21 protein-coding genes are annotated in these 22,750 nt (G+C 66.8%); 13 read left to right on the top strand and 8 right to left on the bottom strand.

Features of this window, described 5'->3' with window-relative positions; genetic code table 11:
• Window positions 1-102: 102 nt before the first annotated feature.
• The 5 genes from WS75_RS11255 (at window position 103) to WS75_RS11235 (ending at window position 5,234) form a co-directional block, all read left to right on the top strand.
• Window positions 103-945 carry an AAA family ATPase gene (locus WS75_RS11255; protein WP_059680540.1) on the top strand — a complete coding sequence of 281 codons (843 nt, stop codon included), beginning with the start codon at window positions 103-105 and terminating at the stop codon, window positions 943-945.
• 21 nt (window positions 946-966) lie between these two features.
• A complete protein-coding gene (locus WS75_RS11250) occupies window positions 967-2,142 on the top strand; it encodes a vWA domain-containing protein (RefSeq protein ID WP_059680539.1) in 1,176 nt (391 codons plus the stop codon).
• 57 nt (window positions 2,143-2,199) lie between these two features.
• On the top strand, window positions 2,200-3,411 hold the full coding sequence (locus WS75_RS11245) for a benzoate/H(+) symporter BenE family transporter (RefSeq protein ID WP_059680538.1): 1,212 nt from the start codon (window positions 2,200-2,202) through the stop codon (window positions 3,409-3,411).
• 169 nt (window positions 3,412-3,580) lie between these two features.
• Complete coding sequence (gene tal, locus WS75_RS11240; protein ID WP_059680537.1) at window positions 3,581-4,534, top strand: transaldolase; 954 nt, start codon at window positions 3,581-3,583, stop codon at window positions 4,532-4,534.
• Between the two features lie 247 nt (window positions 4,535-4,781).
• On the top strand, window positions 4,782-5,234 hold the full coding sequence (locus WS75_RS11235) for a VOC family protein (protein ID WP_059680536.1): 453 nt from the start codon (window positions 4,782-4,784) through the stop codon (window positions 5,232-5,234).
• 53 nt (window positions 5,235-5,287) lie between these two features.
• Here WS75_RS11235 and WS75_RS11230 read toward each other — a convergent pair whose 3' ends face one another.
• The 4 genes from WS75_RS11230 to WS75_RS11215 all read right to left on the bottom strand — a co-directional run bounded on the left by WS75_RS11230 (window position 5,288) and on the right by WS75_RS11215 (window position 9,137).
• Window positions 5,288-5,800: a hypothetical protein gene (locus WS75_RS11230; protein WP_156429762.1), complete on the bottom strand. Its 513-nt coding sequence runs from the start codon at window positions 5,798-5,800 to the stop codon at window positions 5,288-5,290.
• 430 nt (window positions 5,801-6,230) lie between these two features.
• Entirely contained in the window at window positions 6,231-7,781 is a 1,551-nt protein-coding gene (mctP, locus tag WS75_RS11225; protein WP_059680633.1) for a monocarboxylate uptake permease MctP, read from the bottom strand.
• Complete coding sequence (locus WS75_RS11220) at window positions 7,778-8,020, bottom strand: DUF3311 domain-containing protein (RefSeq protein WP_059680534.1); 243 nt, start codon at window positions 8,018-8,020, stop codon at window positions 7,778-7,780. Before WS75_RS11220 ends, mctP begins: the two co-directional genes overlap by 4 nt.
• A 199-nt stretch (window positions 8,021-8,219) precedes the next feature.
• Window positions 8,220-9,137, bottom strand: a complete 918-nt coding sequence (locus WS75_RS11215) for a hypothetical protein (RefSeq protein WP_059600359.1) — start codon at window positions 9,135-9,137, stop codon at window positions 8,220-8,222.
• A 137-nt stretch (window positions 9,138-9,274) separates the two neighbouring features.
• Between WS75_RS11215 and WS75_RS11210 the strand changes: the two genes are divergently transcribed.
• Window positions 9,275-9,529 carry a hypothetical protein gene (locus tag WS75_RS11210; RefSeq protein ID WP_059680533.1) on the top strand — a complete coding sequence of 85 codons (255 nt, stop codon included), beginning with the start codon at window positions 9,275-9,277 and terminating at the stop codon, window positions 9,527-9,529.
• Window positions 9,530-9,548: 19 nt separating this feature from the next.
• Here WS75_RS11210 and WS75_RS11205 read toward each other — a convergent pair whose 3' ends face one another.
• From WS75_RS11205 to WS75_RS11190, 4 genes are all read right to left on the bottom strand, one after another.
• Complete coding sequence (locus WS75_RS11205) at window positions 9,549-10,025, bottom strand: DNA-deoxyinosine glycosylase (RefSeq protein WP_059680532.1); 477 nt, start codon at window positions 10,023-10,025, stop codon at window positions 9,549-9,551.
• A complete protein-coding gene (locus tag WS75_RS11200) occupies window positions 10,025-10,621 on the bottom strand; it encodes a chorismate--pyruvate lyase family protein (RefSeq protein WP_059680632.1) in 597 nt (198 codons plus the stop codon). The genes WS75_RS11205 and WS75_RS11200 overlap by 1 nt, the downstream gene beginning before the upstream one ends.
• 8 nt (window positions 10,622-10,629) lie before the next feature.
• Window positions 10,630-12,528, bottom strand: coding sequence for a molecular chaperone HtpG (htpG, locus tag WS75_RS11195; RefSeq protein ID WP_059680531.1), 1,899 nt, complete (start codon window positions 12,526-12,528; stop codon window positions 10,630-10,632).
• 158 nt (window positions 12,529-12,686) lie between these two features.
• Window positions 12,687-14,147 carry an aminotransferase-like domain-containing protein gene (locus WS75_RS11190; RefSeq protein ID WP_059680530.1) on the bottom strand — a complete coding sequence of 487 codons (1,461 nt, stop codon included), beginning with the start codon at window positions 14,145-14,147 and terminating at the stop codon, window positions 12,687-12,689.
• A 230-nt stretch (window positions 14,148-14,377) separates the two neighbouring features.
• On the opposite strand from WS75_RS11190, the gene WS75_RS11185 reads away from it, so the two are divergent.
• The 7 genes from WS75_RS11185 (at window position 14,378) to WS75_RS11155 (ending at window position 22,737) form a co-directional block, all read left to right on the top strand.
• Window positions 14,378-15,070 carry a VOC family protein gene (locus tag WS75_RS11185; RefSeq protein ID WP_059680529.1) on the top strand — a complete coding sequence of 231 codons (693 nt, stop codon included), beginning with the start codon at window positions 14,378-14,380 and terminating at the stop codon, window positions 15,068-15,070.
• 55 nt (window positions 15,071-15,125) lie between these two features.
• Window positions 15,126-16,034, top strand: coding sequence for a DMT family transporter (locus WS75_RS11180; protein ID WP_059680528.1), 909 nt, complete (start codon window positions 15,126-15,128; stop codon window positions 16,032-16,034).
• Between the two features lie 152 nt (window positions 16,035-16,186).
• Window positions 16,187-17,368, top strand: coding sequence for an aminotransferase-like domain-containing protein (locus WS75_RS11175; protein WP_059680527.1), 1,182 nt, complete (start codon window positions 16,187-16,189; stop codon window positions 17,366-17,368).
• Between the two features lie 41 nt (window positions 17,369-17,409).
• Window positions 17,410-17,868: a RidA family protein gene (locus tag WS75_RS11170; protein WP_034208050.1), complete on the top strand. Its 459-nt coding sequence runs from the start codon at window positions 17,410-17,412 to the stop codon at window positions 17,866-17,868.
• Between the two features lie 13 nt (window positions 17,869-17,881).
• Complete coding sequence (locus WS75_RS11165; protein WP_059680526.1) at window positions 17,882-18,763, top strand: PhzF family phenazine biosynthesis protein; 882 nt, start codon at window positions 17,882-17,884, stop codon at window positions 18,761-18,763.
• Between the two features lie 217 nt (window positions 18,764-18,980).
• Window positions 18,981-21,320, top strand: coding sequence for a bifunctional diguanylate cyclase/phosphodiesterase (locus WS75_RS11160; protein WP_059680525.1), 2,340 nt, complete (start codon window positions 18,981-18,983; stop codon window positions 21,318-21,320).
• A gap of 202 nt (window positions 21,321-21,522) precedes the next feature.
• The gene (locus WS75_RS11155; protein WP_059680524.1) at window positions 21,523-22,737 is read left to right on the top strand and encodes a chromate transporter; all 1,215 of its coding nucleotides are present in this window, start codon (window positions 21,523-21,525) and stop codon (window positions 22,735-22,737) included.
• Window positions 22,738-22,750 lie beyond the last annotated feature (13 nt).

The following is a 22,750-nucleotide window of genomic DNA, read 5'->3' as shown; positions in this document are numbered from 1 at the left end:
TCCGGCCCCGCCGCAGTCCCGCAACGATACGCGGCCCCGGGCCAACCGGACAGCCCTTCTGACTTATACTGGGTTTTTTTGCGACCAGGAAAGAGCGCCGCCATGCGTTTCGAAGGATCCTCGCACTACGTCGCCACCGACGACCTCAAGCTCGCGGTCAACGCCGCGCTGACGCTGCAACGCCCGTTGCTGATCAAGGGCGAGCCCGGCACCGGCAAGACCATGCTCGCCGAGGAAGTGGCGGCCGCGCTCGACATGCCGCTGTTGCAGTGGCACATCAAGTCGACGACGAAGGCGCAGCAGGGCCTGTACGAATACGACGCGGTATCGCGGCTGCGCGACTCGCAGCTCGGCGACGAGCGCGTGAAGGACATCTCGAACTACATCGTCAAGGGCGTGCTGTGGCAGGCGTTCGACGCCGAGCACCCGAGCGTGCTGCTGATCGACGAGATCGACAAGGCCGACATCGAATTCCCGAACGACCTGCTCCGCGAGCTCGACCGGATGGAATTCCACGTGTACGAGACGCGCGAGACGATCCGCGCGAAGCACCGCCCGCTCGTGATCATCACGTCGAACAACGAGAAGGAGCTGCCCGACGCGTTCCTGCGCCGCTGCTTCTTCCACTACATCCAGTTTCCCGATCCGTCGACGATGCAGAAGATCGTCGCGGTCCACTTCCCCAACATCCGCGAGGAGTTGCTGCGCGCGGCGCTCGAGAGCTTCTTCGAATTGCGCGGCGTGTCGGGGCTGAAAAAGAAGCCGTCGACGTCCGAGCTGCTCGACTGGCTGAAGCTGCTGCTCGCCGAGAACATCCCGGCCGACGCGCTGCGCGGCGCGGATGCGAAGCAGATCGTGCCGCCGCTCGCGGGCGCGCTGCTGAAGAACGAGCAGGATCTGAGCCTGCTCGAGCGGCTCGTCTACATGAACCGGCACAACCGGTAACCCACCCGCGAAGGCCCGGCCATGCTGCTCAATTTCTTCTACGCGCTGCGCGCAGCCAAGCTGCCCGTCTCGGTGAAGGAATACCTGACGCTGCTCGAATCGCTGAAGGCCGGGCTGATCTCCCCATCGATCGACGCGTTCTACTTCCTCGCACGGATGACGCTCGTCAAGGACGAGCAGTACTTCGACAAGTTCGACCAGGCGTTCGGCGCGTATTTCCACGGCGTGTCCGTGCTGCCGTCCGAAGCGTTCGACATTCCGCTCGACTGGCTCGAGAAGCGTCTCGAGCGCGAGCTGTCGCCGGAGGAAAAGGCGCAGATCGAAGCGATGGGCGGCCTCGACAAGCTAATGGAGCGCCTGAAGGAGCTGCTCGACGAGCAGAAGGAACGCCACGAAGGCGGCAACAAGTGGATCGGCACCGGCGGCACGTCGCCGTTCGGGCACGGCGGCTACAACCCCGAAGGCGTGCGCATCGGCGGCCCGTCGAACGGCAACCGCACCGCCGTCAAGGTGTGGGAGGCCCGCGCGTACCGCGACTACGACGATTCGGTCGAAATCGGCACGCGCAACATCAAGGTCGCGTTGCGGCGCCTGCGCCGCTTCGCGCGCGAAGGCGCGGCCGAGGAGCTCGACCTGCCCGGCACGATCCGCAGCACGGCCGCGAACGCCGGCTGGCTCGACTTGCGGATGGTGCCCGAGCGTCACAACAACGTGAAGGTGCTGATGCTGCTCGACGTCGGCGGCTCGATGGACGACCACATCAAGCGCACCGAGGAGCTGTTCTCCGCCGCGAAGGCCGAATTCAAGCACCTGGAGTTCTACTACTTCCACAACTGCGTGTACGACCACCTGTGGAAGAACAACCGCCGCCGTCACACGGAGCGCACCGCGACGTGGGACGTGCTGCACAAGTTCACGCCCGACTACAAGCTGATCTTCGTCGGCGACGCGACGATGAGCCCGTACGAGGTGCTGCAGCCCGGGGGCTCGGTCGAATACAACAACCCGGAAGCCGGCGCCGTCTGGCTGCGCCGCCTCGCGGACCAATTCCCCCACCATGCCTGGCTGAACCCCGAGCCCGAGCGGCTATGGGAGTACCGGCAATCGGTCGCGGTGATCCGCGACCTGCTCGGCCAGCGCATGTATCCGCTCACGCTCGCGGGCCTCGAAACCGCGATGCGCGCACTCAGCAAATAACGAACCCACCCTGCAGACACGAAGGCCGCGTCGGAGCGGCCTCCCCCCGGAGATAGCATGAACCCATCGCCCACCGCGAGCGCTGGCCGCGCCGGCGGCCGCCGCTTTTTCACCGACACGTCCGTTTCCGCGCTCGTCGCTGGCTTCGTCGCGATGATGACGGGCTACACGAGCTCGCTCGTGCTGATGTTCCAGGCCGGCCGCGCCGCGCACCTGACCGACGCGCAGATTTCGTCGTGGATCTGGGCGCTGTCGATCGGCATGGCGCTGACGACGATCGGCCTGTCGCTGCGCTTTCGCGCGCCTGTCGTGGTCGCATGGTCGACGCCCGGCGCCGCGCTGCTGATCGCGTCGCTGCCCGGCGTGCCGTACCCCGAGGCCATCGGCGCATTCGTCGTGTGTGCGCTGCTGCTGACCGCGGTCGGCGTGAGCGGGCTGTTCGACACGCTGATGCGGCGCATTCCGGCCGGCATCGCGGCCGCCTTGCTCGCGGGCATCCTGTTCGAGATCGGCATCGAGATCTTCCGCGCCGCGCAGTTCCAGACCGCGCTCGTGCTCGCGATGTTCTTCACCTACCTGATCGTCAAGCGACTCGCGCCGCGCTACGCGATCGTCACAACGCTGATCGTCGGCACTGCGGTGGCCGGCAGCCTCGGCCTGCTCGACTTCAGCCGCTTCCACATCGCGCTCGCGCAGCCCGTGTTCACGATGCCCGCGTTCTCGATCGCATCGATCGTCAGCGTCGGCATTCCGCTGTTCGCCGTCGCGATGGCATCGCAGAACGTGCCCGGCATCGCCGTGCTGCGCGCGGACGGTTATTCGACGCCGTCGTCGCCGCTCATCGCGACCACGGGTCTCGCATCGCTGCTGCTCGCGCCGTTCGGCTCGCACGGCGTGAACCTCGCGGCGATCACCGCCGCGATCTGCACGGGCCCCGAAGCGCACGAGGATCACGCGAAGCGCTACACGGCCGCCGTGTGGTGCGGCACGTTCTACCTGGTCGCCGGGATCTTCGGCGCGACGATCGCCGCGCTGTTCGCGGCGCTGCCGAAGGCGCTCGTCGTGTCGGTCGCCGCGCTCGCGCTGTTCGGCTCGATCATGAGCGGGCTCGCGAATGCGATGCAGGACGTGAAGCAGCGCGAAGCCGCACTCGTCACGTTCATGGTCACCGCATCGGGCCTCACGCTGCTGTCGATCGGCTCGGCGTTCTGGGGGCTCGTCGCGGGGATCGTCACGCAGGTGATCCTGAACGCGCGGCGCCCCGCATAGCGCCGCATGGCGCGGCCCCGCACCGCAAACGGCACACCGAAACGTGCACGACGCGATTCAGGCCTAAAATAGCGGATCGGAGGCGGCGCCCGTGCGCCGCCTCGCTTCGCTGCCGCGCTCGCGCGGCCCGTGAGAACCCCGGCGCCTTGCGCCCTCCTCCCGAATCGCCATGACTACCGCACTCGACCAGCTGAAGCAATATACGACCGTCGTCGCCGACACGGGCGATTTCCAGCAGCTTGCGCAATACAAGCCGCAGGACGCGACCACGAACCCGTCGCTGATCCTGAAGGCCGTCCAGAAGGACGCGTACAAGCCGATCCTCGAGAAAACCGTCCGCGATCATCGCAACGAAAGCACCGATTTCATCATCGACCGCCTGCTGATCGCATTCGGCACCGAGATCCTGAAGCTGATCCCGGGCCGCGTGTCGACCGAGGTCGATGCGCGCCTGTCGTTCGACACGCAGCGCTCGATCGACAAGGGTCGCGAGCTCATCAAGCTGTACGAAGCCGCCGGCATCGGCCGCGAGCGCATCCTGATCAAGCTCGCGTCGACGTGGGAAGGCATTCGCGCGGCCGAGGTGCTGCAGAAGGAAGGGATCAAGTGCAACATGACCCTGCTTTTCTCGCTCGTCCAGGCCGCCGCATGCGCGGAAGCCGGCGCGCAACTGATCTCGCCGTTCGTCGGCCGCATCTACGACTGGTACAAGAAGCAGGCCGGCGCCGACTGGGATGAAGCGAAGAACGGCGGCGCGAACGATCCGGGCGTGCAGTCGGTGCGACGCATCTACACGTACTACAAGACGTTCGGCTACAACACCGAAGTGATGGGCGCGAGCTTCCGCACGACGAGCCAGATCACCGAGCTCGCGGGCTGCGACCTGCTGACGATCAGCCCCGATTTGCTGCAGAAGCTGCAGGAAAGCAACGACACGGTGGCACGCAAGCTGTCGCCGGACGCGCTGCAGGACAAGCCGACCGAGCGCGTCGCCATCGACGAGGCATCGTTCCGCTTCCAGTTGAACGACGAAGCGATGGCAACGGAAAAACTGGCCGAAGGCATCCGCGTGTTCGCCGCCGACGCGGTGAAGCTCGAGAAGCTGATCGATGCCCTGCGCTGAACCGCGCTGCACGTGACGGCTGTCAGTTGAACTGTCAGCAAGCCTGACAACAGCCGTCAGCAAGCGTGACCAACGGCCGCGAACTTCGTGTTCGCGGCCGTTTTTTATTTTTCATTCCATCGTCAAGCGCGCGCACTACAATCCACGTCACGAGTGTGCCGGCCGCATCCCGGCGTGCTCTTCCCGGTCAATCTTGGAAGTACCCGGGCCGGCACCGACACGCCGGCCCGGCCAACAGGAGACAACGATGCAGGTCCAACCGTATCTGACGTTCTACGGCCGCGCGGAAGAGGCCCTTCAGTTCTACGAAAAGGCGCTCGGCGCGAAGACGATGTTCAAGATGCACTTCAAGGACGCGCCGCCGAATCCCGACTACCCGATGTCGCCGGAGATGAGCGACAAGGTGATGCACGCGAGCTTCACGATCGGCGACTCGATGATCATGTGCTCGGACGGCGACTGCAGCCAGCCGGGCGGCACGCATTCGGGTTATTCGCTGTCGCTGAACCCGGCGACGGTCGAGGAAGGCCAGAAGCTGTTCAATGCGCTCGCCGACGGCGGCGAAGTGACGATGCCGTTCGGCAAGACGTTCTGGGCGCTCGGCTTCGGCATGGCGAAGGATCGTTTCGGCGTGCACTGGATGGTCAACGTCGAGGATCTGTCGCAACGCGAGGATCTGGCGAATCGCGCGGGGCAGTAACGCACGCGCGCCGCCCGGACCGCCGCGCAAGCGCCGTGATCCGGGCGGCCTCGCTACTTGCGTAGCACCTCCGCCAGCGCCTGCTCCAGCGTGCCGTTCGAGCGGCACGCGACGCGCGCGCTCTTCTGCTTGCCGGCCGCGACCACGGTGGCCGTGCCCGCGACGTCGATCGACACGGTCACGCCTTGCGTGGCGTCGTCGATCCGCGTCACGACCTTCAGCGTGTGTGTCACGTTCGACGTCTGCTTCAGCTCGGAGCAATCCAGGAAATTGCCTGCGTTCGGATAATCGGCATAAGCGGCGGCCAGGAGCCCCGCATCGCGATCGCTGACGCGCACGGCAAGCTTGTGGTCCGCGTAAAACTGCGCGACGGCCGTCCATACTTCGTCATACTTGCGATTGCCGATTACGATGCCCGACGCATCGTCGGCGCCGTGCGCGCCGTCGGACGTATCCTGCCGCTGCGGCGGCGCATCGCGCGCCGCGTACCGCTCTCCTGGACCGTAGACTGAAATGCACCCGGCGAGCAGCGCGCACAGCAGCGCGGCCGGCAAGATCGTTTTCATCGGGCCCACCATCACCGGTAATACATGTTCGCGCAGCCGGCGAGCAGGATCGGGGCGACGAGCACCCACATCAACAGGACTCTCATCGTTCGCCTCACCGGTAGTACGCGTTCACGCAACCGGCAAGCGCGGCGCACCACAGGCCAAGCACCAGCAACCCAATCTTCATCATTGCATCCCTCATGTAGTCGAATCGTGTCGAGATCGAATCACCCGGCGTGGGCCGGGCGGGACGCAATACTGGCAAACGGGACGCGCAGCTTCCAATCGGTCTTCCACCGATTTTCGCCGCGGCGCGACTGTCCTAGAATCGCTTGGAGATCAACGGAAAGGGAAGCACGGCCGCACGGGGCGTTCGCGGCGGACCATGCAAAACGCCCGCGATTTGCGTCGCGGGCGCCGTGTCGAAACTGCAACAGCCGGGCGGCGTTCAGCCCTCGACGACGTCGAGGTAATCCTCCGGCCGCGTGCGGTCCTCCGCGTGCGCCATGCCCATCATGCGCACCAGCACGCTCACCGCCACCGACACCACCAGGTTCACGACCAGCGACCACACGGCCGCGTAGCCGGGAATCGCGAGACCGAACAGGTGGATCGTGAAGATCGAGCTGGCCAGCTTCAGCGAAATCGCCATCCACGTGCCGCACACGATGCCTGCCGCCCAGCCGGCCAGCAGGCCGCGATGGTCGAGCACGCGCGTGTACAGGCCGAGCACGATCGCCGGCAGCGTCTGGATGATCCAGATCCCACCGAGCAGCTGCAACTGGATCGCGTACGTCAGCGGCAGCCCGAGGATGAACGCGACCGCGCCGACCTTCACGATCAGCGACACGAGTTTCGCGACGTGCGTCTCCTGGTCGTGCGTCATGTTGCGGTTCACGAACTCGCGGTGGATGTTGCGCGTGTACAGGTTCGCGGCCGCGATCGACATGATCGCCGCCGGCACCAGCGCGCCGATGCCGATCGCCGCGAACGCGACGCCGACGAACCACGACGGGAAATACTCGAGGAACAGCGCGGGCACCGCGAAGTTCGGGCCGAATGCCTTGAAGTACGGCGCGTACTGCGGCATGTCCTTCACGCCCGCCGCGAGCGCCATGTAGCCGAGCAGCGCGAGCAGGCCGAGCACGAACGAGTACGCGGGCAGCATCGCCATGTTGCGGCGGATCGAGTTGCCCGACGCCGACGACAGGATCGCCGTGACCGAGTGCGGATACAGGAACAGCGCGAGCGCGGAGCCGATCGCGAGCGTCGCATACGCGCTGTAGCCGTTCAGGCTCGTCGCATCGGGCGCTTTCAGCAGCAGCTTCGCCGGCGGCACCGACGCGAAGATGTGGCTGAAGCCGCCAAGCTTCGCGGGAATCACGATGACCGCCGCCGCGATCGTGATGTAGATCAGGATGTCCTTCACGATCGCGATCATCGCGGGCGCGCGCAACCCCGACGTGTAGGTGTATGCGGCGAGAATCGCGAACGCGATGATGAGCGGCAGGTCGCCGACGAAGCCGGTCGTGTCGAAGCCCAGCGCGCCGATCACGACTTCGATGCCGACGAGCTGCAGCGCGATGTACGGCATCGTCGCGAGGATGCCCGTCACCGCGATCGCGAGCGCGAGCATCCGGCTGCCGTAACGCGCGTTGACGAAGTCGGCGGCCGTCACGTAGCCGTGCCGCTTCGCGATGCTCCACAATTTCGGAAACACGACGAACGCGAACGGGTAGATCAGGATCGTGTACGGCAACGCGAAGAAGCCCATCGCGCCGGCGCCGAACACGAGCGCGGGCACCGCGACGAACGTGTAGGCCGTGTAAAGGTCGCCGCCGAGCAGAAACCACGTGACGATCGTACCGAAGCGACGGCCGCCGAGCCCCCATTCGTCGAGGTGGGCGAGATCACCGCGCCGCCAGTTCGCGGCGAGGAAACCGAGTATGGTGACACCGATGAACAGGAGTACGAAGACGAAAGTCGCGCCGAGATTCATCGCGCACCTCCCTGCGGGCCGCCCGCCTTCCATGCGTGCTTGGTCTTGAAATACACGAACGCGGTGATCACCGCGCTAATGAACACCCACAGCAACTGGTACCAGTAGAAAAACGGAAAACCCAACCATTGCGGTTCGATCTTGCTGTACGAAGGCACCCATACCATCGCGATCAGCGGCAGCACCAGCAGCCAGAGCCAGCGCTTGGCGGCCCGATTGGCGTCGGCATCGTGAGCCATGACGTCTCCTCATCTTTCCCGGTTATCGATCTTGTCAAGCGGGTACGGCGGCGAGAGGAGGGGCAAAACGGGTAAGCTGCGGCTCCCCTGGCTTCGCGCCAGTATAGGAGCCGCGAGCGAGCGGTCAAGCAGGGGCGAACCCGAGGTGATCCGCCCCCTAGTCAAGTGGTTGCACCGGCATGCGACCGGTGCATGAGCGTCAGATCGCGAACGAGGATTCGCGTGCGCCGGTCGTTTCTTTCAAAGCTTTCACCCACTTGCGCGCGGGGAGCTTCAGCGTGTCCTCGATCAGCTTCGCGCGGGCTTCCAGCTGCGCGAACGACACGTCGAGCGCGGGGCCCGAGAACGCGATCGCGATCCGGTTGCCGTCGTGCACTTCCGGCAGCGCGATCACGCGATGGTCGAACGCCGCGTTCAGATGCTTCATGTTGCGCACGAAGCTCGGATGGTCGCCGAACAGGTTGATCGTCGCGACGCCCGCGTCGGCGAGGCAGCCGCGCACCGCGCGGTAGAACGCGACGCTGTCGAGCACCGGGCCGCGGGCGGTCGCGTCGTACAGGTCGATCTGCAATGCGCCCGTCGTGCCGCGGTTGGCCGGATCGTTGACGAAATCCCATGCATCGGCTTCATGCACGACGAGGCGTGCGTCATCCGGCGGTAGCGCGAACATCGTGCGCGCCGCGACGATCACGGCCGGGTTCAGTTCGACGGCCTCGACCTTCGCGTGCGGCAGGAAGCGGTGCGAGAACTTGGTGAGCGCGCCGGTGCCGAGCCCGAGCTGAACGATCCGCTCGGGCGTTTCGAGGAACAGCAGCCACGCCATCATCTGCTGCGCGTATTCGAGCTCGATGTGCAGCGGCTTCGAGATCCGCATCGCACCCTGCACCCATTCGGTACCGAAGTGCAGGAAGCGCACGCCGCGCTCTTCGGAGAACGTGACGGGTGCGAAGCGCGGCTTGCGCGGCGCCTCGAGGACGGGCACGTCGTCGTGTTCGTCGATCTCCGGACGGCGCTTCACGCGCGGCGGCTGGAGCTTTTCGGAGCCGTTGTAGGCGGCCGGCTTGCGTTGCTTGAACGCGCGCGCCTCGGCGGACGCGCGCTTGATCAGTCGGGTCATGATTGAATCTCGCTGGGTGACGCTGGATGAGCGGACGAGAGGATAGCATTGGTGAGGGATGGCGGCCGTGGCGCACGCCCTGCATGACTTCGAATCCGGTTGGCGCTACGCTGCACTCTGTGATCCAGGGAGGGCGCATGAACTCGAACGGCAAAAGGATCTGGTTTCCGGCAAAGCGCTATGGATGGGGCTGGGGGTTGCCGGTCGCGTGGCAAGGCTGGGTCGTCCTGCTGCTCTTTGTGCTCGGGATCGTCGCGGTTGCGACGCACGTCTCGCCCGCCCGGTCACCGCTGGCGTTCGCGGCATGCATCGTGGCGCTGGTGGCTGCGCTCACGGTCGTGTGCTGGCTGAAAGGCGAGAAGCCGAAGTGGCGCTGGGGCAAGGACGAATAAGCGACGATCCGTCAATGCGTCAGGCGCGAATCCCGTGCCACTGCACCAGCTTCTGCTCGAACGTCAGCATCGCATTCGCCGGGCTCGACGAAGGCAGCACGAGCGTGTCGTACCCCGCCGCGCCGATCACCTCCGCAAACCGCCCTGCCGTCTTGCCGTTGAAGCACACGCGCTTGAGCAACGGCGCATGCTCGCGCAACGACGCAAAGTCATTCGGCTTCGCATGCCGGATCGCCGAATCGAGACTGCCCTCGCGATGGCACGCGGCCAGCACGTCCCAGATGCCGATGCCGTGCGAAAGCACGCGCTCGAGCCGCGCGTCGTACACAAGCTCGTGCAGCCCCGGCTCGCCGAGCACGGCACCGAGCAACCGCCAGAACTGGTTGCGCGGATGCGCGTAATACTGCGCAGCATCGAGCGACGCCTCGCCCGGAAAGCTGCCGAGGATCATCGTGTGCGTATGCGGCCCGACGACCGGCCCAAAGCCCTGCAGCATCACGCCGCTCCGCGCGGCCCGACGGATCGCGGCCCGTCGCCGTGCGCATCGAGATGGCGCCACAGCGCAGGCAGCATGCACTCGGTGACCATCAACGGCTTGCCGTGCCGCTGGAACACCGAGCGCCGCGCGGCGAACGCATGCGGCGCCCGCGCACCCTGCAACGCATGACTCGCGAGCGCATACAGCGGATGACCGGCGATCACGCGCCGGCTGACGAGCGTGGAGCGCTCGACTTGCGGATCGCTGTACAGCAGCTCCGCGAGCGGCCGCGTGCGCAACCGCCGCATCGCCTGCCACACGCCCTTGCTGGCCGCGAGCGGCGCGATGCTGTGCGCGACGACGTACGGCATGCCGTCGACCGACAGGATCACCTCGCGCACCCACATCGGCGCGCGCGGCGCACTGTCGAGCGCGTCCGGTTCGTCGAACCACGGACAGTCGACGGCCTCGCGCGTCACGCGCACGCTCACACTGCCGAGCCGCGCCAGATGCGCAGTCAACGAACCACCGCGCGTCAGCCAGTCGCGCTGATCGAGCGTGCAGCCGGGCCGGGGCGTTTCGCGCCAGCCCGCCCGTGCGCCGTCGAATCGCATCCGCGCGTTCACGCGGAGCGCGACAGCAGCAGCGCGTTGGTCCGCTTCACGAAGCTCGCCGGATCGTCGAGCATCCCGCCTTCGGCCAGCAACGCCTGGTCGAACAGCAGGTGGCACCAGTCGCCGAAATCGGCGCTGTCGGCGTTCAGCTGCTTCACGAGCGCGTGCTCCGGGTTGATCTCGAGGATCGGCTGCATCGCCGGCGCGTTCTGGCCGGCCGCCTTCAGCATCCGCTGCAGGTAACCGCTCATGTCGTTATCGTCCGCGACGAGGCACGACGGCGAATCGGTCAGGCGGAACGTGACGCGCACTTCCTTCACCTTGTCGCCGAGCGCTTCCTTCATCTTCTCGACGACCGGCTTGATCGCCTCGCCCGCCTGCTCCTGCGCCTTCTTTTCCTCGTCGTTCAGCTCGCCGAGGTCGAGATCGCCGCGGGCCACGCTCGCGAGCGGCTTGCCGTCGAATTCATGCAGGAACGACAGCATCCATTCGTCGACGCGATCGGTCAGCAGCAGCACCTCGACACCCTTCTTGCGGAACACTTCCAGGTGCGGGCTGTTCTTCGCGGCCTGCCACGTGTCGGCGGTCACGTAGTAGATCTTGCTCTGCTCGGGCTTCATGCGCGACACGTAGTCGGCGAGCGACACGTCCTGCGCGTCGGTGTCGCCGTGCGTCGAGGCGAAGCGCAGCAGCTTCGCGATCCGCTCGCGGTTCGCGTGATCCTCGCCCAGACCTTCCTTCAGCACCTGGCCGAACGCGCTCCAGAACGTCTTGTACTTCTCCTTGCCGGCGTCCTCTTCCGCGTTCGCGAGTTCCTCGAGCATCGACAGCGCGCGCTTGGTCACGCCTTCGCGGATCGCCTTCACGTCGCGGCTTTCCTGCAGGATTTCACGCGACACGTTCAGCGGCAGGTCAGCCGAATCGACGACGCCCTTCACGAAGCGCAGGTATTGCGGCAGCAGCTGCTCGGCGTCGTCCATGATGAACACGCGCTTCACATACAGCTTCAGGCCGCCGCGGTAATCGCGGTTCCACAGGTCGAACGGCGCGTGCGACGGCACGAACAGCAACTGCGTGTATTCGCTGCGGCCCTCGACGCGGTTGTGCGTCCACGTGAGCGGATCCTGGTGGTCGTGCGCGATATGCTGGTAGAACTGCGTGTACTGCTCGTCGGTGACGTCGCTCTTCGAACGCGTCCAGAGCGCGCTCGCCTGGTTGACGGTCTCGTCCTCGTCCTTCAGGACCATCTCGCCCTTTTCCTGATCCCACTCTTCCTTCTTCATCAGGATCGGCAGCGCGATGTGATCGGAATACTTCTGGATGATGGACTTCAGGCGGTGCGACGACAGCAGCTCGTCCTCGCCTTCGCGCAGGTGCAGCGTGATCGTCGTGCCGCGTTGCGCGCGCTCGATCGCGTCGATCGTGAAATCGCCCTCGCCCGCGCTTTCCCAGCGCACGGCTTCGTTCGCCGGCAGGCCCGCGCGGCGCGTCTCGACGGTGATCTTGTCCGCGACGATGAAGCCCGAGTAGAAGCCGACGCCGAACTGGCCGATCAGCGCCGCGTCCTTCTGCTGGTCACCGGACAGCTTCGTGAAGAATTCCTTGGTGCCCGAACGCGCGATCGTGCCGAGGTTCGCGATCGCCTCGTCGCGGCTCATGCCGATGCCGTTGTCCTCGATCGTGATCGTGCGCGCGGCCTTGTCGTAGCCGATGCGGATGCGCAGGTTCGGATCGTTCTCGTACAGCGCGTTGTCCGCGAGCCCTTCGAAACGCAGCTTGTCGGCCGCGTCGGACGCGTTCGACACCAGTTCGCGCAGGAAGATTTCCTTGTTGCTGTAGAGCGAATGAATCATCAGGTGGAGGAGTTGCTTGACCTCTGCCTGAAAGCTCATCGTTTCGTGTGCCATGGATGCTGTTTCCTCTTACATGAACTTGAATGGTGTGGCGCGGGCGGCCGGCGCGCGATGCCGGCGGGCACGTCAAGGACGACCGCCTGGCGCAAGCGGTTCGCGCGGGTATCTGGGGACGGGCGAGCGGATTTCAAGGGGCGGCGTGCCGCCCGCCGTCACGACGCGCGCCGCGCCGCCGCTTCGATATAGCGCGCGAGAAACCCCGGCAGTGCCGGATCGCCGCAGTTCGCGACGTTGAAGCGCGTCCAGGTCGACGACGACTGCTGCGGCGAGAACAGGCTCCCCGGCGTCAGCAGGAACCCTTCCTCGTGCGCGGCGGCCGCGAGCGCGTCCGAATCGACGCCCGTGTCGGCCCACAGGAACATTCCCGCCGCCGGCATCGTGAAGAGCCGCAACCCGGTGCGCTCGAGCATCCGCGCGGTCTTGTCGCGCACGCCGTCGAGCCGCGCGCGCAGCCGCTCGACGTGGCGCCGGTAATGCCCTTCGGTCAGGATCTTGTACAAGACGCGCTCGTTGAGCTCCGGCGTCGTCATGCCGACCAGCATCTTCTGGTCGGTGACCGCCTTCGCGATCTCCGGTGCGCAGGCGACATAGCCGACCCGCAAATTCGCCGCGAGCGTCTTCGAATAGCTGCCCAGGTAAATCACGCGCTTCAGCTGGTCGAGACTCGCGAGCCGCGTGGCCGGATAGCTCGGCGGGCACAGGTCGCCGTACACGTCGTCCTCGACGACGAGGAAGTCGTACGCCTCCGCGAGCTTCAGGATCCGGAACGCCTGCGCGGCCGACAGCGACGTGCCGGTCGGGTTCTGCAGCACCGAATTGATCACGAGCATCTTCGGCCGCCACATCTGCACGAGCGTTTCCAGCGCGTCGAGATCGGGGCCGTCGGGCGTATAGGGCATGCCGACCAGCTGCGCGCCCTGCGACGCGAAGCGGCCGAACATCTGGAACCACGCGGGATCACCGACGATCACCGCATCGCCGGGCCGCACGTAGATCCGCGCGATCAGGTCGATCGCCTGCGTGATGCCCGACACCAGCACGAGCTGCTCGGGCTTCGCGCCGATCTCGACTTCCGCGAGCCGCGTCTGCAATTGCTGGCGCAGCGGCAGGAAGCCCTGTGCGGTGCCGAAACCGAGCATCTGCGCGCCGGACTGGCGCCCGAGCGCGCGCAGCGCGCCGGTGATCAGCTCGCCGTCGAGCCACCGGCCCGGCACGTAGCCGAGACCCGGCCCTTTTTCCGGACTGACGGTGTGCAGCATGTTGCGCAGCAGCCAGACGACGTCAATCGTGTTGTGCACGGGCGCGGCCTCGGCCACGCGCACCACGTTGTCGGCCGGCTGCGGGCCGGTGGCCGTGCGCTCGCGCACGTAGAAACCCGAGCCGCGCCGCGAGTCGAGGTAGCCCTGCGCGACGAGCCGTTCGTACGCTTCCACCACGGTAAAGCGCGACACGCTCTTGTCGAGCGCGAGCTTGCGGATCGACGGCATCCGCATGCCGGGCCGGAACACGCGTTCGTCGATTCGGCGCCGCGCCCATTGGACGAGCTGGTCGACGAGCGTGAGCGTGGCCGTATCGTGCGGCGCGGGAATCTGCGCGAGTGGGACGGTGGACATAGATGGCGGCTCCAACTGTACCGAAGGCTATCGCGCCGATTGTACCGTTACTGTGCCGGTGCCGACGATTACAGTTGACCGGAATGGCGATCGTGCGGCTGCCGTCGCGGCCTTGCTGCACGTGGCGCCGCACCGCCGGGCCTGCATCGCGGCCCGGGCGCCGGCCGGTTCCGCAACCGTCCGGCGCATCGCCCGCCCACCATGACACTTTCGCTTCCCGACCGACGTTCATGCCAGCCCGCTCCCTGACCCTCGACCATCTCGTGATCGCCGCGCGCACGCTCGACGAAGGCGTGCGCCATGTCGCCGCTTCGCTCGGCATCGAGCCGGCCGGCGGCGGCCGCCACCCGCTGATGCGGACCCACAATGCGCTGTTCGGCGCCTGGGGCGGGCTCTACCTCGAAGTGATCGCGATCGACCCCGACGCACCCGCCCCGGACGATGGCGTCACGCCGCCGCGCGCGCGGCTGTTCGCGCTCGACGATCCGGCGATGCACGCCCGGCTCGCGCAGGGCCCGTTTCTCGCGCACTGGGTCGCGCGCGTCGACCGCCCGCGCCAGCTCGCGATGTGGCAAAGCCAGTACCCGGCGCGCATCGCACCGGTCGTCGCGATGCGGCGCGGCGACCTGAGCTGGGGTCTCACGGTGCCCGACGACGGCGCGTTTCCCGCGTGGCAAGGCGTCGGCGACGGCCTCGTGCCATCGCTGATCCAGTGGGACAGCCCGCGCCATCCGGCCGAATCGCTGCCGAACGACGGCGTCGCACTGAAAGCGCTCAAGGGCATCCACCCGCATGCGGACGTCATCCGCGAGCAGCTCGACTGGCTCGGCGCCGGCCATCTGCTCGACCTCGACACCGGCGACGGCCCGCCGGCGCTCGTCGCCGAATTCGACACGCCGCAGGGTACACGCACGCTGCGCTGAACGCCCCTGCCGCCCCTCGATTACACCAACCCCGCAATACGGAGACACCCATTTCATGAATTCGCGCGAAACCCGGGGCATGCTGCTGGGCCTGATCGGCGTGATGATCTTCAGCCTGACGCTGCCGATGACGCGTATCGTCGTCTCCGAACTCAACCCGCTGCTGAACGGGCTCGGCCGCGCGCTCGCCGCGTCGATGCCGGCCGGCCTGCTGCTGTGGTGGCGCCGCGAGCGGCTGCCGACCCGCGCGCAGCTGAAAAGCCTCGCGGTCGTGTCGGCCGGCGTGATCATCGCGTATCCGGTGTTCTCCGCCTGGGCGATGAAAACCGTGCCGGCCTCGCACGGCGCGGTCGTCAACGGGCTGCAGCCGCTGTTCGTCGCGCTGTACGCGGCGTGGCTGTCGCACGAGCGGCCGTCGAAGGCGTTCTGGGCCAGCGCGCTGGCGGGCAGCGCGCTCGTGATCGCGTTCGCGCTGCGTGACGGCGGCGGCACGGTGCAGGCCGGCGACGCACTGATGCTCGTCGCGGTCGGCATCGGCGCGCTCGGCTACGCGGAGGGCGCGCGCCTCGCGCGCCAGATCGGCGGCTGGCAGGTGATCTGCTGGGCGCTCGTCGTGTCCGCGCCGTTCCTGGTGCTGCCGGTCGGCTGGCTCGCATGGACGCAGCACGTCGCGCACCCTGCCCCGCTCGCGTTGCGCACGTGGCTTGCATTCGGCTACGTGACCCTTTTTTCGCAATTCATCGGCTTTTTCGCGTGGTACGCCGGGCTCGCCATGGGCGGCATCGCGCGCGTCGGCCAGGTGCAGCTGCTGCAGATCTTCTTCACGATCGCCTTTTCCGCGCTCCTGTTCGGCGAGACGGTGACGCCGTCGACCTGGCTGTTCGCGGCCGCCGTGATCGCGACCGTGATGCTGGGCCGGCGCTCGGCGGTGGCCACGGCCCCGCGCGCCGCTCGCGCCGGTTGATGAGGTGCGCCATAATGTTCGTTTTGCCTGAACGGTTTTGCCCACCCGGCCGCGACGGCCCGATCGCGCTCCCGCGCGCCCACCCGGCCGCGTCGACGCGATCAGCCCGATCGACCTTTCTTGACTGACCACGATATCCGAACGAGGAGACTATGAATCCGAGCGACCTGCATCCGCCGCACTGGCAGCTTTCCGAACGCGCCCGCAAGCTGACGAGCTCTGCGATCCGCGAGATCCTGAAGGTCACGGAACGCCCCGAGGTCATCTCGTTCGCAGGCGGCCTGCCCGCTCCCGCGACGTTCCCGGCCGAACGCATGCGCGCCGCGGCCGACCGCGTGCTGCGCGATGCGCCCGCCGCCGCCCTCCAGTACAGCGCGACCGAAGGCTACCTGCCGCTGCGCGAATGGATCGCCGAGCGCTACCGCGTGCGCGTGTCGCAGGTGCTGATCACGACCGGCTCGCAGCAGGCGCTCGACCTGCTCGGCAAGGCGCTGATCGATCCGGACAGCCCGATCCTCGTCGAAACCCCGACCTACCTCGGCGCGCTGCAGTCGTTCTCGCTGTACGAGCCGCGCTACGTGCAGGTGCCGACCGACGAGCTGGGCCTGCTGCCCGAAGGCCTCACGCCCGACCTGACGCAAGGTGCGCGCCTGCTGTACGCGCAGCCGAACTTCCAGAACCCGACCGGCCGCCGCCTGCCCGTCGAGCGCCGCCGCGCGCTCGCCGCGTTCGCGCAGTCGAGCCCGTTCCCGGTGCTGGAAGACGACCCGTACGGCGCACTGAACTACCAGGGCGAGCCGCTGCCGACGATGCTGTCGATGGCGCCCGACCATGTCGTGCACCTCGGCACGTTCTCGAAGGTGCTCGCGCCGGGCCTGCGGATCGGCTACATCATTGCCCCCGAGGAGCTCCACTTCAAGCTCGTGCAGGCCAAGCAGGCCACCGACCTGCACACGCCGACGCTCACGCAGCGCATCGCGCACGAAGTGATCAAGGACGGCTTCCTCGACGAGCACATCCCGACGATCCGCCAGCTGTACGGCGCGCAATGCGAGGCGATGCTCGCGTCGCTCGCGCGCCACATGCCGGAAGGCGTCACGTGGAACCGCCCCGACGGCGGCATGTTCATCTGGGTCAATCTGCCCGCGCAGATCGACAGCATGAAGCTGCTCGAGGCCGCGGTCGCCAACCACGTCGCCTTCGTGCCGGGCGCGCCGTTCTTCGCGAACGACCCGCAGCAGAACACGCTGCGCCTGTCGTTCGTGACGGTGCCGCCGGAGAAGATCGAGGAAGGCGTCGCGCGCCTCGGCAAGCTGCTGCGCGAGCGTCTCTGATCCCCTTTTCCTGTCACGACTCTCAACGAGGAATCGAACCCATGGCTAACGTCTACGACAAACTGAAGTCGCTCGGCATCGAACTCCCGACCGCCGGCGCACCCGCCGCCGCCTACGTGATGAGCGCGCAAAGCGGCAACACGGTCTACCTGTCGGGCCACATCGCGAAGAAGGACGGCAAGGTCTGGGCCGGCAAGCTCGGCGCGGATCTGCAGACGGAAGACGGCAAGGCGGCCGCACGCTCGATCGCGATCGACCTGCTCGCGACGCTGCACGCGCACACGGGCGACCTGAACAAGGTCACGCGCATCGTGAAGCTGATGAGCCTCGTCAACTCGACGCTCGACTTCACCGAACAGCACATCGTGACGAACGGTGCGTCGGAACTGATCGCCGAAGTGTTCGGCGACGCAGGCAAGCACGCGCGTTCGGCGTTCGGCGTCGCGCAGATTCCGCTCGGCGCGTGCGTCGAGATCGAACTGATCGCCGAAGTCGCGTAACGGGCGCATCGAAATGACCGGTCGTCTCGTCCGCTTCAAGCAGGTCGACGTCTTCACGTCGGTGCCGTTCAAGGGCAACCCGCTCGCCGTCGTGTTCGACGCCGATTCGCTCGGCGACGACGCCATGCTCGAGATCGCCCGCTGGACGAACCTGTCGGAAACGACGTTCGTCTGCACGCCGACCGATCCGGACGCCGACTACCGCGTGCGGATCTTCACGACGGCCGGTGAACTGCCGTTCGCCGGCCACCCGACGCTCGGCACCGCGCATGCGTTCCTGGAAAGCGGCGCGCGGCCACGCACGCCGGGCCGGCTGATCCAGCAGTGCGGGGTCGGCCGGGTCGCGCTGCGCGAGCAGGCCGGCGGCTGGGCGTTCGCCGCGCCGCCGGCCCGCGTCACGCCGCTCGACCGTTCGGACTACGCGGTGCTGGCTGCCGCGTTGCGCAGTGACGCGATCGACCTGGAAGCCGAGCCGTGTGCGGTGGACAACGGCGCGCCGTGGCTGGTCGTGCGACTGAAGTCGGCCGACGCGTGCATCGGCCTGTCGCCCGATCCGGCCGCGTTGGAGGCACTCACGCGCCGCTATGACGTGGACGGCCTCGCGGTCTACGCGCCGCATGCCGAAGGCGGCCCCGCGACGTTCGAAATCCGCTGCCTGATGACGGGCGGCGACTTCGGCTTCGGCGAGGACCCGGTCACCGGCAGCGCCAACGCCGCGCTGGCCGGGCTGCTGACGCGGCAGGCGCGCCGCCCCGGCCAGTCGTATACGGCCCGCCAGGGTACGGCGATCGGCCGCGACGGGCGCATCTGCGTCACTTATGACGAAGACGGCACCACGTGGATCGGCGGCCACGTCGTCACGGTCGTCGACGGCACGTTCCGGTCTCCTGTTTAACATTTCGCGATGTGCGATGGCGCCGGCCCGTCCGGCGCATCTACGATTCGCCCAACTATCGCAAAAGCGTTCCAGCCAGTAATATCGGGCCTAATCCGTTGTTTCGGAGGTCTGTCCATGGTTGCGTGTCCCGCGAACGAACAGACGTCGGGACAACCCGAACCATAGCCAGCCATCCAGAAGGATGACGCACGCGAGCAGGACGCCGCCCTCTCAGATGAGCTCCGCCCGGTCAAACCACACGCCGCCGACCCGGCCGCTACGCGCGCCGCGCAAGTCGCGCCGGCGCGCGCTGTTCGCGATCCCGCTGCTCGGGATGCTGGCGCTTGCGCTGCTGTGGGCGGTGATCGTCGCGCGGCTGTCGGTCGAAAAGGACAGCGCGTACAAGGAAGCGGCGGCCTCGGCGGCGATCCTGTCGTCGGCGCTCGAACAGCACACGGTCAAGGCGATCCACCAGGTCGACCAGATCACCCGCTTCGTCAAGTTCGAATTCGAGAAATCGCCCGCGCGCTTCAACCTCGCGAGCGCGGTCGAAAAAGGCGTCGTGCCGAGCGACACGCTGATCCAGGTTTCGCTCGTCAACGCGAAAGGCATCCTGTTCGCGAACACGGCCGAAATCCATCCGAAGCCGATCAACCTGGCCGACCGCGAGCACTTCAAGGTCCACCTCGCGCACAACGACGATCGCCTGTACATCAGCAAGCCCGTGCTCGGCCGCGTGTCGAGCCACTGGACGCTGCAGATGACGCGGCGCCTGAACAATCCGGACGGCAGCTTCGCGGGCATCGTCGTGGTATCGGAAGACCCGAGCTACTTCACGAACGACTTCTACAACAACGCGGCGATCGGCAAGGAAGGCGTGATCGCCGTGGTGTCCGACACGGGCGCCGTGCTCGCGCGGCGCACCGGCTCGCTCAACAACGCACCCGGTGCGTTCTCCGCATCGGGCGTGTACCCGATCGCCGAGCGCGTGACGGGCACGATCATCGATCCGATCGACGGCGTGACGCGCATCGTGTCGTACCGCCACCTCGACGGCTACCCGCTCGCGGTGATGGTCGGGCTGTCGCAGTCCGAAGAATTCGCGGACTACTACCACACGCGCAACGTCTATCTGCTGATGACGAGCTTCATCACGCTCGCGATGCTCGCGTTCTTCGGCGTCGCGACGGGGCTGATCGGCAAGCTGCTCGGCCGCGAGCGCGAGATGACCCAGCTCGCCGAATACGACCTCCTCACCGGCCTCGCGAACCGCTACGCGACGCTGCGCGGGCTGCGCAACGACGTGTCGATGCCGACCAGCCTGTCGCGGCTCGGCCTGCTGTTCATCGACCTCGACAACTTCAAGACCGTCAACGATACGCTCGGCCACAACGCCGGCGACATCGTGCTGCAGATGACCGCGTCGCGCCTGTCGGATGCCGTCGGCGACGAAGGGTCGCTTGCACGGATCGGCGGCGACGAGTTCGTCGTCGTGATGAAGGGCGACGACGTCGAACGGCGCGCGGTGCGGCTCGCGGAAGCGATCATCCGGATGTTCGCCGAGCCGTTCGACGTGCGCGGCAGTTCGTTCGTACTGCACGCGAGCATCGGCATCGCGCTGCATACCGTCGCGAACGAAAGCGAGATCGACCTGCTGAAGAAGGCCGATCTCGCGATGTACAGCGCGAAGGACGCGGGCAAGAACTGCTACCAGTTCTACGCGCCGCACCTGTCGCATCGCGCGGACCACCTGATGCGCTGGGAACAGCAATTGCGCGTCGCGCTGGCCGAGGGGCAGCTGTTCCTCGCTTACCAGCCGAAGATCGACCTGACGCACCGCACGATCACCGGCTTCGAGGCGCTCGCGCGCTGGGACCACCCCGAGCACGGGATCATCTCCGCGAACGAATTCATTTCGATTGCCGAATCGACGGGCCTGATCGTGCCCATCGGCGACTTCGTGATCCGCACCGCGTGCGAACAGATCGCGCGCTGGCGCGACGATGGGCACGACACGCTGACGCTCGCGGTCAACATTTCGCCGGTGCAGTTCTGGCGCGGCGACCTGATCGAGACGATTTCGCAGGCGCTCCAGGACACCGGCATCGAGGCGAACCGGCTCGAAATCGAAATCACCGAGACCGCGATGATGGAATATCCGGAGCTGGTCTCCGAGAAGATCGTCGCGTTGAAGAAGCTCGGCATCCGGGTCGCGCTCGACGATTTCGGTACCGGCTATTCGTCGCTGTCGTACCTGCACCGCTTCTCCGTCGATACGTTGAAGGTCGACCGCTCGTTCGTGCAGGCGATCCCGAACGATCGCAGCGTGTGCGTGATGGTGTCGTCGATCGTGCATCTCGCGCGCTCGCTCGGCCTGACGGTCGTCGTCGAGGGCACCGAAACCGAGGAGCAGATCGCATGGCTGTCCGCGCTCGGCGAGATCGAGGCGCAGGGCTTCCTGTTCTCGCGCCCCGTGCCGGCCGACGCGATCCCCGCGTTGATCGCGCGCTTCGGCGTGCGCGGCGACCGCCCGAACGTCCTCGCGCACCGCGCGACCGGCAGCACGGGCGCCTAAGCCCGCAGCCCGCAGCCGCGCGGCAATCTTGCGCAGCACACCGATTATTTCGGTTTCCGATCTGGTTGTTTAGTTCATTAACTAGCGTTTTCGCGCATGGCAGTGTCACGGTGCGCGGCGGACAATCGAGAGGGCCATCGTGTCGGCGGGCCGCCGGCACGTTTCAACGCGCGAGATCAGGCCCAGCGCCAACAGCACAGTCATGACAACCGTCGAAGTCGAAGCGGCCGAACGTGTCGAACAGGCACAGGCATCCCTTTGGGCCTTGTTCAAGGTCGTGGCCAGCATTTCCGCCGTGTCGTGGGGCGGGCTTTCGATGATGGCGCAGCTCGAACGCCACTACGTCGAGCGGTTGCAGCGCATCGAGCCGAACGTGTTCGCCGATCTCGTCGCCCTCGCATGGCTCGTGCCAGGCCCCGTCGGCTGCAATGTCGCGGTGCAGGTCGGCCAGACGCTGCACGGCCGCACCGGCGCATGGATCGCCGGCATCGCGAGCGTGCTGCCGTTCTCCGTGCTGATGACGCTGTTCGCGATCTTCTACCGCACGCCGATCGTGCGCTCGCTCGCCGCGCCGATGTTGATCAATCACTTCGGGATGGTGCTCGCCGCGCTGATCGGCGTCACGTGGATCAAGCAGTTGCGCACGCTCGCGAGCACACGGCTCGAACAGGCAATCGCCGCGCTATCGACGATTCTGCTCGCTTTCGCGCATAGTCCGGCCGCCTTCGTGGGGATTCTCTTCGCTGCGTTTGCAGCGGGCTGGCTGACCGGGCCGTCGCAACACGACTCGGTCGACTTCACGCTGTCGAAACGCGACCGCAACCTGCTCGTGCTGCTCGCCGTGCTCGTCGCGCTGTTCGCGCTGCCGCTGCCCGGCGACTACCAGGAGACGCTGCTGTGGCCGCGGCTCGCCGGCGCCGGCATGACGCTGTTCGGCGGCGGCTTCTCCGCACTGCCCGTGCTCAAGACGCTGTTCGTGTCGCCAGCCACCGGCATCTCCGATCACGACTTCACGCTCGCGTTCGCGCTGTCGCCGGTGTCGCCCGGCCCGCTGCTGAACGTCGTGCCGTTTCTCGGCTACCTGACCGACGGCTGGACCGGCGCGCTGCTCGCGACCGCCGCGCTGTTCATTCCGTCGGGGTGTCTCGTCGTGTTCGCGCAGAACCATCTGTTCCGGCTCAAGCGCCATTCGCGCTTCGAGCACGGAATGCGTCTGCTGCGCGCGGCAACGACGGGTTTTCTCGTCGTCGCCGTCGTGAAGATTCTCCATCGCGAACCGGCCGATCCCGTCTACTGGCTCACGGGCGCGTTTGCGACGCTGTGCTTCGCGCGCTTCAAGGTGCCCGTGTACGCCGTCTACGGTGCGGTCGCGATCGTGTGTGGCGCGTGGCTTTTATGGGCCGCCATCGCGCACTGACGGCAGGCTCTCC

It is taken from the genome of Burkholderia sp. FL-7-2-10-S1-D7, assembly GCF_001524185.1.
Taxonomy (GTDB): domain Bacteria; phylum Pseudomonadota; class Gammaproteobacteria; order Burkholderiales; family Burkholderiaceae; genus Burkholderia; species Burkholderia diffusa.
Note: the sequence above shows the minus strand (reverse complement) of the source record. Positions and strands in the feature narration are given on the sequence as shown.

What these genes read in the sequence shown, in the direction of transcription:
- WS75_RS11255 (WP_059680540.1), top strand. Translation starts at nt 103, where the DNA reads ATGCGTTTCGAAGGATCCTCGCACTACGTCGCCACCGACGACCTCAAG.
- WS75_RS11250 (WP_059680539.1), top strand. Translation starts at nt 967, where the DNA reads ATGCTGCTCAATTTCTTCTACGCGCTGCGCGCAGCCAAGCTGCCCGTC.
- WS75_RS11245 (WP_059680538.1), top strand. Translation starts at nt 2,200, where the DNA reads ATGAACCCATCGCCCACCGCGAGCGCTGGCCGCGCCGGCGGCCGCCGC.
- tal (WP_059680537.1), top strand. Translation starts at nt 3,581, where the DNA reads ATGACTACCGCACTCGACCAGCTGAAGCAATATACGACCGTCGTCGCC.
- WS75_RS11235 (WP_059680536.1), top strand. Translation starts at nt 4,782, where the DNA reads ATGCAGGTCCAACCGTATCTGACGTTCTACGGCCGCGCGGAAGAGGCC.
- WS75_RS11230 (WP_156429762.1), bottom strand. Translation starts at nt 5,800, where the DNA reads ATGAAAACGATCTTGCCGGCCGCGCTGCTGTGCGCGCTGCTCGCCGGG.
- mctP (WP_059680633.1), bottom strand. Translation starts at nt 7,781, where the DNA reads ATGAATCTCGGCGCGACTTTCGTCTTCGTACTCCTGTTCATCGGTGTC.
- WS75_RS11220 (WP_059680534.1), bottom strand. Translation starts at nt 8,020, where the DNA reads ATGGCTCACGATGCCGACGCCAATCGGGCCGCCAAGCGCTGGCTCTGG.
- WS75_RS11215 (WP_059600359.1), bottom strand. Translation starts at nt 9,137, where the DNA reads ATGACCCGACTGATCAAGCGCGCGTCCGCCGAGGCGCGCGCGTTCAAG.
- WS75_RS11210 (WP_059680533.1), top strand. Translation starts at nt 9,275, where the DNA reads ATGAACTCGAACGGCAAAAGGATCTGGTTTCCGGCAAAGCGCTATGGA.
- WS75_RS11205 (WP_059680532.1), bottom strand. Translation starts at nt 10,025, where the DNA reads ATGCTGCAGGGCTTTGGGCCGGTCGTCGGGCCGCATACGCACACGATG.
- WS75_RS11200 (WP_059680632.1), bottom strand. Translation starts at nt 10,621, where the DNA reads ATGCGATTCGACGGCGCACGGGCGGGCTGGCGCGAAACGCCCCGGCCC.
- htpG (WP_059680531.1), bottom strand. Translation starts at nt 12,528, where the DNA reads ATGGCACACGAAACGATGAGCTTTCAGGCAGAGGTCAAGCAACTCCTC.
- WS75_RS11190 (WP_059680530.1), bottom strand. Translation starts at nt 14,147, where the DNA reads ATGTCCACCGTCCCACTCGCGCAGATTCCCGCGCCGCACGATACGGCC.
- WS75_RS11185 (WP_059680529.1), top strand. Translation starts at nt 14,378, where the DNA reads ATGCCAGCCCGCTCCCTGACCCTCGACCATCTCGTGATCGCCGCGCGC.
- WS75_RS11180 (WP_059680528.1), top strand. Translation starts at nt 15,126, where the DNA reads ATGAATTCGCGCGAAACCCGGGGCATGCTGCTGGGCCTGATCGGCGTG.
- WS75_RS11175 (WP_059680527.1), top strand. Translation starts at nt 16,187, where the DNA reads ATGAATCCGAGCGACCTGCATCCGCCGCACTGGCAGCTTTCCGAACGC.
- WS75_RS11170 (WP_034208050.1), top strand. Translation starts at nt 17,410, where the DNA reads ATGGCTAACGTCTACGACAAACTGAAGTCGCTCGGCATCGAACTCCCG.
- WS75_RS11165 (WP_059680526.1), top strand. Translation starts at nt 17,882, where the DNA reads ATGACCGGTCGTCTCGTCCGCTTCAAGCAGGTCGACGTCTTCACGTCG.
- WS75_RS11160 (WP_059680525.1), top strand. Translation starts at nt 18,981, where the DNA reads ATGAGCTCCGCCCGGTCAAACCACACGCCGCCGACCCGGCCGCTACGC.
- WS75_RS11155 (WP_059680524.1), top strand. Translation starts at nt 21,523, where the DNA reads ATGACAACCGTCGAAGTCGAAGCGGCCGAACGTGTCGAACAGGCACAG.